Source organism: Rhodococcus sp. NJ-530, from assembly GCF_003860625.1.
Classification (GTDB): Bacteria; Actinomycetota; Actinomycetes; order Mycobacteriales; family Mycobacteriaceae; genus Rhodococcus_F; species Rhodococcus_F qingshengii.
The window spans coordinates 3,850,671-3,864,694 of record NZ_CP034152.1; the positions used below are offsets into that span (position 1 = coordinate 3,850,671).

Genomic DNA, 14,024 nt, shown 5'->3' on the forward strand with positions numbered 1-14,024 from the left:
GAGGCTGATCAGCCGTCGGGGCTCTTTCAGCGAAGGTGTGACGTGTCGTTGACCAACCGGACCGAGGCTCCCCCGTCGGGATAGAACTCGGTGATACTCAGCGACGCCAGATCCAGATGCAACCGGTACAGCAACGACGGCCCGGCATCGAGGGCCAGCTGCACCAAAGTCTTGATCGGGGTGACGTGAGAGACGACCAACAGCGTCGCGCCGCCGTAGGTCGAGATCAGGTCGTCACGCGCGGCGACGACTCGTTCGCGTACCTCGTCGAAACTCTCGCCGCCCGGTGGACGCACCGAAGTGTCCGAGAGCCATTCGCGATGCAGGTCCGGGTCACGCTCGGCTGCCTCGCGGAACGTGAGTCCGTCCCAGTCGCCGAAATCGGTTTCGATCAAACCCTTGTGCTCGACGACGGGTAAACCGAGCACGCGGGCCGATGCCTCTGCCGTCTCACGGGTTCTGCCGAGGGGTGAGCAGACGATGGCGTCGATACCGCCTCGGTTCCCGAAGCGTCCGGCTGCGCCGGCAGCCTGCGCGCGGCCCAGTTCCGTGAGCTCCGGATTCCCGCGTCCGGAATACCGGCGATCGACCGACATCGCTGTCTGTCCGTGACGTAGCAACAACATTCGTGTCGGCTTGCCGGTGGTGGCGATCCATCCCGGAGAGCCGGCGATCTGCGGCTCCGACGTCTCTTCGGACGGCGCGGCGGGTGCGGGGGCTGCGGTTTCGATGCCGGCAGCCGCGTCCATCGCCTCGTTGGCAAGACGATCGGCATGAGAGTTCTCGCCGCGAGGAATCCACGTGTAGGTCACTCGCGAGAACTGCGTCGCCAGCTCGGCAGCGCGCCGCTGCAGCGGAATCATGTCCGGGTGCTTGACCTTCCAGCGCCCGGACATCTGCTCGACGACCAACTTGGAATCCATGCGGACGTCGACCGTCGACGCGCCGAGCTCACCGGCAGCGATCAACCCGGCGATCAGTCCGCGGTACTCGGCGACGTTGTTGGTCGCGATACCGATGCTTTCCTTGCGTTCGGCCAACACCGAGCGCGAGGCGTCGAACACCACCGCTCCGTAGCCGGCCGGACCGGGATTGCCCCGCGATCCACCGTCGGCCTCGACGATGACCTGCGAGAGAGTCACAGACCGGACTCCTTGGTACGCACCATGATTGCATTGCACTCTGGGCAACGAACTACGACGTCGGCCGGTGTCGCGGCGATTCGGGAGATCTCGCCGCGGTCGATCTCGATCCGGCAAGCGCCGCATCGGCGTGCCTGCAGAAGCGCCGCGCCCGGTCCGCCCAGGCTGCGCTGCTTCTCGTAGACAGCAAGGAAATCGGCGGGGAATTCACCGACGAGTCGTTCACGATCGGCGGCACAACGCTCCTGCGCCTTGTCCAGATCAGCGACGGCATCGTCGCGGCGACGCTTGGCGTCGATCAGCTCTTCTTCGGCCTGGGACAGCTGGGCACCGGCGTGATCGTGATCGGCCTGCAACGCCTCACGCTGCTCCATCACTTCGAGCAACTCGTCTTCGAGAAGCCCCTGACGCCGGACCAGGCTGCCGAGTTCGTGTTCGAGTTCGGTGAGCTGCTTCGCCCCGACCGACCCGCTCTGCAAGAGTGTGCGGTCACGATCCTCGCGCTGACGAACCGCGTCGACCTCGCCTTCGAGCTTGCGAATGTCGCGATCGATGTCGTCGATCTGGATTTCGACGGCTACGGACGCGTCTTTACGGCTGATTCGCTCGGCCTCGAGACGTTCGACTTCCTGCTGCTCGGGAAGCGCTCCGCGTCGGTGGGTGATCCGAGTGAGCTCAGCATCCACCCCGGCGAGGTCGAGAAGCTTGGATTGCACCTGTGGTTCGACGTTCACGCTGTATAACTCCTGCTGTAAGTCCGATGTCGGCAGTGCTCGCGAAGGACGGCTCTCGAAGAACTGCTCTTGAATTGTTCGTGCAACCGTACCTTGCAGAGCGCTGCACTAATGCGCACTCAAACACCACGGATCGGTGCGAATTGTCGAAACCCGGCTTTCCCACTCCGGATTGTCGGCAAACGCGGCGTCGAGCACCGATTTCGCCTGTGCGCACCACGGGTATTCACTCGCCCAGTGCGCGACGTCGACCAGAGCCGGGCCACCGGCGCGTAGATGCTCGTCCGCGGGATGATGCCGCAGGTCCGCAGTGACGTAGACGTCGGCGCCCAGTGCCGCCACCACGTCGAGATACGAGTCGCCGGAACCGCCGCACACCGCCACGGTACGAACGGTCGCGTCTGGATCTCCGGCCGCGCGAACACCCCACTCGGTCGAGGGCAGTGAGCGCGCCACTCGCGCGGTGAATTCCCGCAAGGTTTCGGGGTGGTCGAGCTCACCCAACCGCCCCAGTCCGAGTGAACTGGGGAACGCTGCGAGTTCGAAGACATCGAAGGCCGGTTCCTCGTACGGATGGGAGGCACGCAATGCGCCCAGCACTGCGCTTCGCTTTCCGCGAGGGGCAATCACTTCCACACGATTCTCGCGAACCTGCTCCACAACGCCGACGGTCCCGATCGTCGGATTCGCTCCGTCGGCGGGCAGGAACTGACCCGTACCGGTGACGGTCCAACTGCACTGGCTGTAGTCACCGATCCGCCCAGCCCCGGCCTCGAAAAGTGCATCCTGCACGGCCGATGCATTCTCCACCGGAACCATGACGACCCACTTGTCGAGCGGCTGCGTCGGCTTGGGTTCGATCGGGCGCAGCACGGTCAGGCCCAGAGCCTGCGCCAACGCGTCGGACACTCCGGGGTCGGCCGAGTCCGCATTGGTGTGCGCCGAGAACAGTGCGCATCCCGCCTTGATGAGCTTGTGAACCAACGCACCTTTGGGTGTGTGAGCACCGACGGTGTCCACCCCACGCAGCAGAAGTGGATGGTGAACGACCAGAAGGTCGGCACCGGAGACGATGGCGTCGTCGACCACTGCCTCGGTCGGATCCACCGCGAAAACCACTCTCGTCACAGCGTCGGCCGGATCGCCGCAGACCAGACCGACCGAGTCCCACGATTCCGCCAGGGCCGGCGGATAAGCGGATTCCAGCACGGCTATGACGTCCGCAAGGGTTGGGCCACTCACAAGATCTCCTTCATCGCTTCGATCAGTACCGCAACCTGCTCGGCTGGACGGACGGCCACGCGCAGCCGATCCGGGCCGAGTCCGGGAAAGGTGTCGCACCTGCGGACCGCGATTCCGCGGGCATGCAGGTGCTCTCGCATCGTGGCGCCGTCACGGACGTCGATGAGCACGAACGGCCCCGCAGCGGGTTCGTGCACGGCAATCCCGATCTCGGTCAGTCGCCGCGACATGTCTCGGCGGTCCACGGCAATCGCGTCGGCTTTGATCCTCGACTGCTCGACGGCGAACGGTTCGCAGCACGCCGTGATGGCCTCGATCTGCAGACTGCCCAACGGCCAGTGGGCTCGGCCGTGACTGAGTCGAGCCAGAAGATCGGGAGAGCCGATCGCGTATCCACACCGCAATCCGGCGAGCGCCCACGTCTTGGTCAGGCTCCGAAGGACCAGTACATCCGCCGACTCGACACCGGCGATGCTCTCCGTTTCGCCGGGGACCGCGTCGCCGAAGGCCTCGTCCACCACCAGGATCCGGCCCGGCTGACGCAATGCCAACACATCGGCCTTGGGGTGAAGCACGGACGTCGGGTTGGTCGGATTGCCCAGAACGACAAGGTCCGCGGATTCGGGTACCTGCGCGGTCCGAAGCTCGAAAGGCGGCTCCAGAATCACTTGAGTCACCGGCACACCGGCCTCTCGCAGTGCCAGTTCCGGCTCGGTGAACGACGGATGGATCAGCGCTGCCGAACGAGCGCCCAGGCGCGGCAGCATCGCGAATCCCTCGGCACCGCCCGAGAGCAACAACACCTCTTCGGGCCGGCGCCCGTGCCGCTGCGCGACCGTTTCGCGAGCCTTCAGTTCCGCTGCGGCCGACGGGTACGAACCAAGCGTCGCCAGCCCTGCGGCCAGCCGATCCCGCAACCACTTCGGCGGGCCGGAGCCTTGAACGTTGACGGCAAAATCGAGTAACCCGGGCTCCGCTTCGACATCGCCGTGATGTCGCAAGCTCTCCAGGTCAACCGTTCCGGTACTCACCCGGTCAGCCTACGGTCGAGCACCGTGCGCGGACATCACCCCTGCCGTCCGGGACAATGAGTGCCGTGACGACACCACCCCTCGACCGTTTTCCTGTAGTTCTGTTCGATCTGGACGGCACCATCACCGATTCCGCTCCCGGCATTCACGGCGGCTTCCGACATGCGTTGGCAACTGTCGGCCATCCGGAGCCGACGGAAGCGATGTTGGCATCGGTGATCGGCCCGCCGATAGTCGATACCTTCAGGTCACTCGGTATGGCCCCGGCGGACGTGGATCGGGCGATCGCCGCGTACATCGAGCGTTACGACGCGACCGGGTGGCAGGAGAACTCGGTGTACGAGGGCATGGACGTCGTCCTGGGTAAGGCTCGCGCGAGCGGCACCCGACTGGCCGTCGCCACCTCCAAGTCGGAGCGATTCGCCATTCGAATCCTCGAGCATTTCGGCCTGGCCGAGCACTTCGAGTTCATCGGCGGCGCGAGTGACGACGGAACTCGTCGGGCTAAACCCGATGTGATCGCGCATTCGCTGACCTCACTCGGGATCACTCCCGTCCTCGCATCCGACGGCGGAACCCCCGACGTTCTCATGATCGGCGACCGTGATCACGACGTGCTCGGCGCCGCGAAGTACGGCATCCCCACCGTCGTCGTCGAATGGGGCTACGGTTCCGCCGAGGAAGCGCGGCAAGCGTTTCGCTCCGTATCGTCGGCATCCGAACTGGGAGGACTTCTCGATGGCCGCCACTGAACCACTCCACGTGACTGAACCACTTCATGTGACGTTTGTGTGCACCGGCAATATCTGCCGGTCACCGATGGCCGAAAAGATCTTGCTCGCGCATCTGGACCGTGAAGGCCTCGCCGACCGAGTCCGTGTCAGCAGTGCAGGTACCGAGGGGTTTCACACCGGTAGCGAGGCCGACGAGCGGACCAACGTCGTGCTCCGAGCGGCCGGATATCCGACGGGCCACAGTGCCGCGCAGGTCAATGCAGATCATCTCGCGGCCGATCTGGTCGTCGCCCTCGACACCGGCCATGAACGTGAGCTTGCTCATCTCGGCGTGCCCACCGAGCGTCGGCGCCTACTGCGATCGTTCGACCCCGAGGCTGACGGAGAATCGGTTCCGGACCCGTACTACGGGGATCAGGAGGACTTCGAACTGGTGCGAGACCAGATCGAAGCAGCCATTCCCGACATACTCGACTGGATCCGCGAGCGGGCCTGAACCCGGAGCAAAATTCACTCCCGTTCGGGCAACGGATACCGTGGACGTGTGCGAAGACTGAAATTCCTGTTGCGGCCCGGTTGGTTGGTACTGGCAGCTGTGGTCGGGCTCTTCGCCTACCTGTGCTTCACCGTGCTCGCTCCATGGCAACTCGGCAAGAACACCAAGACCGAGCACCGCAATGATCTGATCTCGAACTCGATCAACGCGGAGACCGTGCCGATCGGTGACGTCATCGCCGATTCGACGATCGCACCGGACGACGAATGGCGAAACATCACCGCGGCAGGCACCTATCTGCCGGACGCCGACATCCTCGTTCGACTGCAGTCCATCGAGGGCGCACCGTCGTACGAGATCCTGACGCCTTTCCGCCTGGACGACGGTCGCACGATCCTCGTCAATCGCGGATACGTTCGGCCGATCAACGGCGCCGAGGCACCGCCCATCGCCGCGCCGCCGACCGATCCGGTCACTCTCAACGGTCGCGTGCGTCTGTCGGAAGGCACCGCGCCCGGCCGAGTTCCGATGTTCGAGGACGGCGCGAAACAGGTCTACTCGATCGACGCACAACCTATCGGCGAGTTCATCGGAACGGACCTGATCGACGCGTACATCCAACTCGAACCCGACCAGCCCGGCGGCCTGGGGACGATCCCTCTCCCCCAACTCGATGCAGGTCCCTATCTCTCGTACGGGTTCCAGTGGCTGGCGTTCGGCATCATGGCGCCGCTCGGACTGGCCTACTTCATTCGCGCGGAGTGGCGCGAACGTCGCAAGGAGAAGGCAGCTCAAGCAGCTGTCGACGGTTTCGCAGCGGACGACGCCGCTACCGAGACGACCCCGGAAGCGCCGGTATCCGCGCCTGCCGCACCCCCCGCCGAACCGGCTCGTACCTTCAGCCGTCGCAAGAAGCCGGAGCCGGAATCAGTGCCGCTCACGGCGCAGGAAGCCAAACTTGCCGATCGATACGGCAATACCCGCTGAAATACCCGCTGACACCACAGCTGCACTGATCTGCACCGCCGACGAAAGCCTCGCCGCGCGGCGCAGATCGTTCGGCGTCGGCACAGGCCCGCGGCCGAGGACGGGACGCATCTCCACCCCGTGCGCGTACTCGGTCCGACCACCCAACGAAATGCCCAACGCCCCTGCCGCCGACGCTTCCGCGACGCCCGCATTGGGGCTTGGATGAGCCGCTGCGTCGCGTTTCCACGCTGCCAGTGATTCCTGAACCGAGCCGCCCACCACCGGTGCACACGCAGCCGTCAGCGCACCGGTCAGCCGAGCGGGGACGATGTTGACCAGGTCGTCGAACCTCGCCGCAGCCCACCCGAATCTGCGGTATTTCTCGGAGCGGTAGCCGATCATCGCGTCGAGGGTGTTGGCGGCGCGGTAGACGAACAGACCCGGCACGCCCGCAATTGCACCCCAGAACATTGCACCGACGCTTGCATCCGAGGTGTTTTCGGCGACCGACTCCAGCGCTGCACGCGTGAGGCCCTCCTCGCCCAGCACCGAGGGATCGCGTCCACACAGTGAAGGGAGAAGCTCGCGCGCTTTCGTCAGGTCACCATCGACCTGTGACGCCTCCAATCGAGCGGCCATGTCGATGCCGGTGCGTGCAAGCGACGTCCCGCCGAGCACAGCCCAGGTAGCCATCGCTGTCGTACCCGTGACGGCCACCCAACCGGCCCGGCGCGACGCTGTTTCGGCTGCGAGCCCAAGTCCTGCGGTGCCGGCCAAGAGCACGGCGACATGAAGTGTTCCGGCCGCGCGCGAGTCCCGGTAGGACATCTTCTGCAGCGCGATGGCCGCGGTTCCGAAGCCGGCAACCGGATGGAACCGCCCCGGATCGGCGAAGACCCGATCCGCGACGAAGCCGAGGAGAAGCCCGGCAGCTCGCGCATTGAATCGAGACTGGGACGAACGAACCGAAATCTGCACGAGCGTAGTTGTAGCAGCGACGCTCGTTCTGTGGCCAACCGTCACGTGTCTGCACGAGCCGATCTCTACCCGTCCCAGTCGATCGTCAGGTAGATCAAGCGGTGCATTCGGTTGATTTCCCAGACACGGGCAATCCCGGTCGCGAGTGCGTCGCTCTGGGAACGAACCCGGATCGTCTGCCCCGCGAACAACGCAACACTGAGACTGGGCATCTCGGCGATGTGTATGTGCGGACGGGTGGGATGCACGCGCGTCGGGTCGACGGCTACTTCGATCACAGAACTGGACATGCGTCCAGAATGGCGTATTGCGGACAATTCGTTGTCGAAAATGAAAAACCCCGATCTGCATCGACATGCAGATCGGGGTTTGAATTCTTCGGTGGGCGCGGAGGGTTTCGAACCCCCGACCGCTGGTGTGTAAAACCAGAGCTCTACCACTGAGCTACACGCCCGAACTCCCGGTGAGACCCTCACCGGGAGTGCTCTAAGACTCTAGCGCGGCAAGCGCGTTTGCCCAAAGTCCGTGGTCACGGGCTTCTCCGGGGCCGTTCATCTCGGCAAAACGAATGATTCCGTCTTTGTCGATGACAAAGGTGCCACGATTCGCGAAGCCCAACTTGTCGTTGAACACCTCGTACTTCTGAGCGACCTCACCGTGCGGCCAGAAGTCCGACAGCAAGGGAAATGTGTATCCCTGCTCGGCCGACCAGATCTTGTGAGTCGGCGAAGCACCGACAGAAATCGCGAGAATGGCGGTGTCGTCGTTCTCGAACTTCGGAAGCTCGTCACGGACCTTACAGAGCTCCCCCTGACAAGTCCCGGTGAAGGCCAACGGATAGAAGACCAGCAGAACGTTCTTCTTACCGCGGAAATCTGCGAGCGAAACTTCCTGGTTGTTCTGGTCCTTCAAGGTGAAATCCGGTGCCTGGGCACCAACTTCGAGAGGCATGTGCGATTCCTTGGGAAAGTGCGGAAAGGACCGGGTCAGCGCTTGTTGGCCGGACGAGCCTTCGGCTGAACCAGTCGACTTCCCGACCAGTCACCGAGGTTGGCTGCCGATGTCTGCGTCAGGCCGGCAGTCGGCGCCGATTCGGCGATCTCGCTGGGCTCGACATGTCCGTCGAGACCGGTCTTGGGAGTGAGAACCCACACGAAGCCTTCGTCGGCGAGGGGCCCGATGGCATCCATCAAGGCGTCCACCAGGTCACCGTCCTCGTCGCGCCACCACAGCAGCACGACATCGATGACCTCGTCGGAATCCTCGTCGAGCATTTCCCCGCCGATGGTTTCCTCAACCGCGGCACGAATGCCGTCGTCGGTATCCTCATCCCAGCCCAGTTCCTGCACCACCATGTCAGTGGTAATCCCGAGTTTCTGAGCGTAGTTCTGGGCATCCGCCGCGGCGACCACGGTGGGGTCCTCCTTTTGTTGATGGTGTGTGGCGACCCCGCACACCTACCGTTTGACGATCAATTAGGGAAAGCGAACATGGTCTGAGGCGTTAGCGCAAGCCGACCACGCCGAAAACTTTCACCAAAGATCGTCTTCTGACACACGGCGAACCTTACGCCTGCGGATTACCGCAGGTCACAGGGATCCACATTCATCGAAGATCGACTTGCGAATCGAATTGCTCGTATCGCTGATCGAATTGATTTCATCCGCCGAATGATCACTCTCGATCACGACTGCAGATGAACGTAGGTTCGCGGCCAATTCGTCGAACAGTCCGGAAAGTTGCGTCGGAAGTTCACTCGCGACCGAGTCGAACCACGAGGCGGTGTCCCTGGCCGACGAAGCAGCAGCGCTTGCTTCGGCTCTCAGGTCGGTCTCACCATGATTTCCGGCGTCGACGTAGGCATTGAACGCAACCACGTCGTTTTTCGATCGAGAGACCGCTTCCTCACAGATCGCGAAAGCTGCCTCTGCCGCATCTGCCGCCGCTTTCGACGAGGACGCGGCGGCCATCGAAATACTCACCTCGGATTGGTATGCAGCCACGTGCGCTTCATTGGGTACTGCCGATCCGGTCACCGCCGCCGAACATCCCACGATCACCGACAGTCCCACTGCGATCGATCCGACCGAGACCCACGCCCCGACCCTGCCGTAATTGATTTCTTTGTTTATTTTTTCCCACCCCTTCATACGTTCCGATCGATCCCCCAAGCCTGTGACTACGGGGAACCATCACACCCCTGCGTCACGCCGAAAAACGCTACCCGAGAGTAACCAGAGGCGAGGTATGCCGGACCGACCGGGATGGTGAAAGATGAGGTACGCGCCATATTCACGATGGAAGTGCGTCGGACCTAACAAGGCCTCGATCACCTATGTAAGGACGCCCCACCACGCGTCCCCAAACCAATGAGGAGCACACGTTGTCTGACCTGATCCAGGGTCCCGCGTCCGGGCAGAACGCCGATTCCGGCGCCGCCGGCGAGTCGGGTTCGCCCGCGTCGAATACGCCGGGGGGAACCGACGGTCGCGTTCGCGTCATTCGCGAAGGTGTTGCGTCGTACCTGCCGGACATCGATCCGGACGAGACCACCGAATGGCTCGAATCATTCGACGGACTTCTGGATCGATCCGGACCCACGCGTGCCCGCTACCTCATGCTCCGCATGCTCGAACGCGCCGGCGAGAAGCACGTCGCACTCCCCGCGCTCACTTCGACCGACTACGTCAACACGATTCCGACCGAAAACGAGCCGTGGTTCCCCGGCGACGAAGAGGTCGAGCGCCGCTATCGCGCCTGGATCCGTTGGAACGCCGCGATCATGGTCCACCGCGCTCAGCGACCGGGCGTCGGCGTCGGCGGTCACATCTCGACCTATGCATCCTCGGCAGCGTTGTACGAGGTCGGCTTCAACCACTTCTTCCGCGGCAAGGACCATCCCGGCGGCGGCGACCACATCTTCATCCAGGGTCACGCCTCCCCCGGCATCTACGCGCGCGCCTTCCTCGAGGGCCGGATCCCCGCGGAACAGCTCGACGGATTCCGCCAGGAGAAGTCCCACGCCGACTTCGGCGGCGCACTGCCGTCCTACCCGCACCCACGGCTGCTTCCCGACTTCTGGGAGTTCCCGACGGTCTCGATGGGCCTCGGCCCGATGAACGCCATCTACCAGGCCCGGTTCAACCACTACCTCAACGACCGCGGCATCAAAGACACCACCGATCAACACGTGTGGGCGTTCCTCGGCGACGGCGAAATGGACGAGCCCGAGTCACGCGGCCTCGCTCACGTCGCGGCAACCGAAGGCCTCGACAACCTCACGTTCGTCGTGAACTGCAACCTCCAACGCCTCGACGGCCCGGTCCGCGGCAACGGAAAGATCATCCAGGAACTGGAATCGTTCTTCCGCGGTGCCGGCTGGAACGTCATCAAGGTCGTCTGGGGTCGCGAGTGGGATGCGCTGCTGCACGCCGATCGCGACGGCGCACTGGTCAACCTGATGAACGTGACGCCGGACGGTGACTACCAGACGTACAAGGCCAACGACGGCGCGTTCGTACGCGATCACTTCTTCGGACGTGACCCCGCACCAAGGAACTGGTCAAGGACCTCACAGACCAGGAAATCTGGAACCTCAAGCGTGGCGGCCACGACTACCGCAAGGTCCACGCCGCCTACGCAGCGGCCATGGCACACAAGGGCCAGCCGACGGTCATCCTGGCGCACACCATCAAGGGCTACACCCTCGGTAAGCACTTCGAGGGCCGCAACGCCACGCACCAGATGAAGAAGCTGACGCTGGACGATCTCAAGGCGTTCCGCGACATGCAGCACATCCCGATCTCGGATGCCGAGCTAGAGAAGGATCCGTACCTGCCTCCGTACTACCACCCCGGCGCGGACGCTCCCGAGATCAAGTACATGCTCGACCGTCGTAAAGCACTCGGCGGGTTCCTGCCTTCCCGCAACACCGATGCGGCGCCGCTCAAGCTCCCCGAGGACAAGACGTACGACGTCATCCGCAAGGGTTCGGGCAAGCAGGAAGTCGCCACCACCATGGCGATCGTGCGCATCCTCAAGGAACTGTTGCGCGACAAGGAGATCGGCAAGCGCATCGTGCCGATCATCCCGGACGAGGCTCGCACGTTCGGTATGGACTCGTGGTTCCCGTCGCTGAAGATCTACAACCGCAACGGGCAGCTCTACACGTCCGTCGACGCCGAACTCATGCTCGCCTACAAGGAGAGCCCGATCGGCCAGATCCTGCACGAGGGCATCAACGAGGCCGGCTCGACGGCTTCGTTCACCGCAGTCGGCACGTCGTACGCCACCCACGGTGAACCGATGATTCCGCTGTACATCTTCTACTCGATGTTCGGTTTCCAGCGCACCGGCGACGGCCTGTGGGCGGCTGCCGACCAGATGGCTCGGGGATTCGTTCTCGGCGCAACCGCCGGTCGTACCACTCTGACCGGTGAAGGTCTTCAGCACGCCGACGGACACTCGCTGCTCCTGGCATCCACCAACCCCGCAGCTGTCACGTACGACGCCGCGTTCTCGTACGAGTTGGCGCACATCGTCAAGGACGGCTTGCGCCGCATGTACGGCGGCACCGAGGGCGTCGACGGTTTCGGTGGCGAGAACATCTTCTACTACCTGACCATCTACAACGAGCCGTACGTTCAGCCGGCCGAGCCCGAAGGTCTCGACGTCGAGGGCTTGCTCAAGGGCATCTACCTCTACAAGACGTCCGAAGCATCCGGCCCGAAGGCACAGATCCTCGTCTCCGGTGTCGCGATGCCCGAGGGGCTGCGCGCGCAGAAGCTGCTTGCCGACGAATGGGGCGTCTCGGCCGACGTCTGGTCGGTCACGTCCTGGGGTGAGCTGCGCCGCGAAGGCGTCGAATGCGAACGTCAGGCGCTGCTCAATCCGTCCGAGGATGCTCCGGTTCCCTTCGTCACCACGGCGTTGTCCTCAGCCCAAGGCCCCGTCGTCGCGGCTTCGGACTGGATGCGGGCGGTCTCGGATCAAATCCGTCAGTGGGTTCCCGGCGACTACACCACGCTCGGCACGGACGGGTTCGGGTTCTCCGACACCCGCACTGCAGCGCGTCGCTACTTCAACGTCGATGCCGAGTCCATCGTCGTTGCCGTGCTGATCGGTTTGGCGAAGGAAGGATCGATCGAGCGGTCGAAGGCCGTCGAAGCAGCGAGCCGATACCGCATCGACGACGTGAATGCTGCTCCCGAGCAGACCGGGGACACCGGTAGCGCCTAAGTCGTAGGGCAACAGTCCCAGCGATCGAAAACAGACCTACGCCCATCGCCGCGGGTGTCATCTCGACATCCGCTGCGGCGATGGGCGTAGGTTTTTCTCATGCCCGAACCTGATCCCGAGAAACCCGAAGAGGGCGTACGCCGCACTCGACCACAGTCGTCCGGGTTGCAGGCTGTACTCGCCCGCCGTCGTCAGGTTCGCGATCCACTTCCAGAAGCCTTGCTCCGCCGCGTCAAACAGTTCTCCGGCCGGCTCTCCACCGAGGCCGTGACCGTGATGGAGGAGCAGCTTCCGTTCTTCGACAGTCTCGACGCTTCGCAACGCGCCGACGTTCAACTGTTGGTGCAGACGTCGGTGGTGAATTTCCTGGAATGGCTGCGGCAACTCGACTCGGAGATCAGCTTCGGATACGAGTCGTTTCCGGTCATCCCTCAGGATCTTGCTCGACAGCTCACGCTGCGCCAGACCGTCGACATGGTCCGGGTGGCGATGGAGTTCTTCGAGAAATGGCTGCCGGCTCTCGCCCGCAACGATCAGCAGCTGATCGCGCTGACAGAAGCCGTCCTGCGCTACGGGCGTGAACTCGGTTTCGCAGCAGCGACGGTGTACGCAAGCGCTGCCGAGTCGCGGGGTGCCCTGGACACGCGACTGGAAGCGCTCGTCGTCGACGCCGTCGTGCAGGGAGACACCGGCTCGGACATGCTCTCTCGCGCCGCCACCTTGAACTGGGATGCCACGGCTCCGGCCACCGTCATCGTCGGGTCTCCCCCGCCGGACGAGCGGGTCTCGGTTGCCGGCACCGTCCACGCGACTGCCGCCGCGCACGGGCGCGCTGTTCTCGCCGTGGTGCAGGGTCCGCGACTGGTGATGATCGTCAGCGGCGAGCTGAGCAGTAAGACGGAAGGCAGCCAATTCCTTCAAGACCTGCTCATGAGTTTCGCCGACGAGCCGGTGGTGATCGGCCCGACGACACCCTCGTTGAGCGCAGCGCACTTCAGTGCGTCCGAAGCTCTGGCGGGAATCAAGGCTGTTGCCGGGTGGCGCGGCGCACCTCGTCCCGTTTTCGCGACTGAACTGCTCCCGGAACGGGCACTACTGGGAGACGCCGCTGCCGTGAAGGCTCTTCGCGATTTCCTCGTCGCACCTTTAGCTGAATCCGGCACAGTCTTGACCGATACTTTAGACAGTTATCTCGACTGTGGAGGTGCGGTTGAGACTTGTGCACGTCTTCTGTTTGTTCATCCAAATACCGTTCGGTACCGCTTGAAGCGAATCGCCGAAGTTACCGGCCGGGATCCAACGAATCCACGCGACGCGTATGTACTACGGATCGCCGCTACCGTGGGCCGATTGACACAAATCGATCTCAAATCGAACAATTCGGTTACTTCAGTCACATCTTTAACATCCGGACAAACAAACCTGTAACCCCTGAGCGTCCAATTTCGATGGCCGAGCGC

Annotated in this window: 13 protein-coding genes, 1 tRNA gene and 1 pseudogene; 5 read left to right on the plus strand and 10 right to left on the minus strand. The window is 63.5% G+C overall.

What is annotated here, in order from left to right; genetic code table 11:
* Window positions 1-26: 26 nt before the first annotated feature.
* The 4 genes from EHW12_RS17955 to cobC all read right to left on the minus strand — a co-directional run bounded on the left by EHW12_RS17955 (window position 27) and on the right by cobC (window position 4,149).
* Window positions 27-1,142: a bifunctional RNase H/acid phosphatase gene (locus tag EHW12_RS17955; protein ID WP_125051388.1), complete on the minus strand. Its 1,116-nt coding sequence runs from the start codon at window positions 1,140-1,142 to the stop codon at window positions 27-29.
* Window positions 1,139-1,876 (minus strand): C4-type zinc ribbon domain-containing protein, encoded by a 738-nt coding sequence (locus EHW12_RS17960; RefSeq protein ID WP_003941604.1) that lies wholly within the window; start codon window positions 1,874-1,876, stop codon window positions 1,139-1,141. The genes EHW12_RS17955 and EHW12_RS17960 overlap by 4 nt, the downstream gene beginning before the upstream one ends.
* Before the next feature lie 108 nt (window positions 1,877-1,984).
* Window positions 1,985-3,118 carry a Nif3-like dinuclear metal center hexameric protein gene (locus tag EHW12_RS17965; protein ID WP_125051390.1) on the minus strand — a complete coding sequence of 378 codons (1,134 nt, stop codon included), beginning with the start codon at window positions 3,116-3,118 and terminating at the stop codon, window positions 1,985-1,987.
* Window positions 3,115-4,149 (minus strand): Rv2231c family pyridoxal phosphate-dependent protein CobC, encoded by a 1,035-nt coding sequence (gene cobC, locus EHW12_RS17970; protein ID WP_125051392.1) that lies wholly within the window; start codon window positions 4,147-4,149, stop codon window positions 3,115-3,117. The genes EHW12_RS17965 and cobC overlap by 4 nt, the downstream gene beginning before the upstream one ends.
* 56 nt (window positions 4,150-4,205) lie before the next feature.
* On the opposite strand from cobC, the gene EHW12_RS17975 reads away from it, so the two are divergent.
* From EHW12_RS17975 to EHW12_RS17985, 3 genes are read left to right on the plus strand one after another with little or no spacing between them, the layout of a single operon-like run.
* Window positions 4,206-4,901: an HAD hydrolase-like protein gene (locus tag EHW12_RS17975; protein ID WP_125051394.1), complete on the plus strand. Its 696-nt coding sequence runs from the start codon at window positions 4,206-4,208 to the stop codon at window positions 4,899-4,901.
* Entirely contained in the window at window positions 4,888-5,379 is a 492-nt protein-coding gene (locus EHW12_RS17980; RefSeq protein WP_007735468.1) for a low molecular weight protein-tyrosine-phosphatase, read from the plus strand. Before EHW12_RS17975 ends, EHW12_RS17980 begins: the two co-directional genes overlap by 14 nt.
* Before the next feature lie 48 nt (window positions 5,380-5,427).
* Window positions 5,428-6,366 carry an SURF1 family protein gene (locus EHW12_RS17985; protein ID WP_125051396.1) on the plus strand — a complete coding sequence of 313 codons (939 nt, stop codon included), beginning with the start codon at window positions 5,428-5,430 and terminating at the stop codon, window positions 6,364-6,366.
* On the opposite strand, the gene EHW12_RS17990 is transcribed toward EHW12_RS17985, so the two are convergent.
* The 6 genes from EHW12_RS17990 to EHW12_RS18015 form a co-directional block, all read right to left on the minus strand.
* Complete coding sequence (locus EHW12_RS17990) at window positions 6,307-7,326, minus strand: cobalamin biosynthesis protein (RefSeq protein WP_125051398.1); 1,020 nt, start codon at window positions 7,324-7,326, stop codon at window positions 6,307-6,309. The two genes, EHW12_RS17985 and EHW12_RS17990, sit on opposite strands and share 60 nt — an antisense overlap.
* A gap of 65 nt (window positions 7,327-7,391) precedes the next feature.
* A complete protein-coding gene (locus EHW12_RS17995) occupies window positions 7,392-7,616 on the minus strand; it encodes a hypothetical protein (RefSeq protein WP_050656439.1) in 225 nt (74 codons plus the stop codon).
* A 92-nt stretch (window positions 7,617-7,708) separates the two neighbouring features.
* Window positions 7,709-7,780: transfer RNA gene (locus tag EHW12_RS18000), tRNA-Val, on the minus strand.
* Window positions 7,781-7,812: 32 nt separating this feature from the next.
* Window positions 7,813-8,277, minus strand: a complete 465-nt coding sequence (locus EHW12_RS18005; RefSeq protein ID WP_003941619.1) for a peroxiredoxin — start codon at window positions 8,275-8,277, stop codon at window positions 7,813-7,815.
* Between the two features lie 35 nt (window positions 8,278-8,312).
* Complete coding sequence (locus EHW12_RS18010; RefSeq protein WP_003941575.1) at window positions 8,313-8,738, minus strand: DUF3052 domain-containing protein; 426 nt, start codon at window positions 8,736-8,738, stop codon at window positions 8,313-8,315.
* A 177-nt stretch (window positions 8,739-8,915) separates the two neighbouring features.
* Entirely contained in the window at window positions 8,916-9,329 is a 414-nt protein-coding gene (locus EHW12_RS18015; RefSeq protein WP_238565263.1) for a hypothetical protein, read from the minus strand.
* A gap of 380 nt (window positions 9,330-9,709) precedes the next feature.
* On the opposite strand from EHW12_RS18015, the pseudogene aceE reads away from it, so the two are divergent.
* Both aceE and EHW12_RS18030 read left to right on the plus strand, forming a co-directional pair.
* Window positions 9,710-12,564 (plus strand): annotated as a pseudogene (aceE, locus tag EHW12_RS18025) (pyruvate dehydrogenase (acetyl-transferring), homodimeric type).
* Between the two features lie 99 nt (window positions 12,565-12,663).
* Complete coding sequence (locus EHW12_RS18030; protein ID WP_003941635.1) at window positions 12,664-13,992, plus strand: helix-turn-helix domain-containing protein; 1,329 nt, start codon at window positions 12,664-12,666, stop codon at window positions 13,990-13,992.
* The last annotated feature ends 32 nt before the right edge of the window (window positions 13,993-14,024 follow it).

Bases quoted from the DNA above. Each gene is read 5' to 3' on its own strand.
- EHW12_RS17975 (WP_125051394.1), top strand. From the start codon at position 4,206: ATGAGTGCCGTGACGACACCACCCCTCGACCGTTTTCCTGTAGTTCTG.
- EHW12_RS17980 (WP_007735468.1), top strand. From the start codon at position 4,888: ATGGCCGCCACTGAACCACTCCACGTGACTGAACCACTTCATGTGACG.
- EHW12_RS17995 (WP_050656439.1), bottom strand. From the start codon at position 7,616: ATGTCCAGTTCTGTGATCGAAGTAGCCGTCGACCCGACGCGCGTGCAT.
- EHW12_RS18030 (WP_003941635.1), top strand. From the start codon at position 12,664: ATGCCCGAACCTGATCCCGAGAAACCCGAAGAGGGCGTACGCCGCACT.
- EHW12_RS18005 (WP_003941619.1), bottom strand. From the start codon at position 8,277: ATGCCTCTCGAAGTTGGTGCCCAGGCACCGGATTTCACCTTGAAGGAC.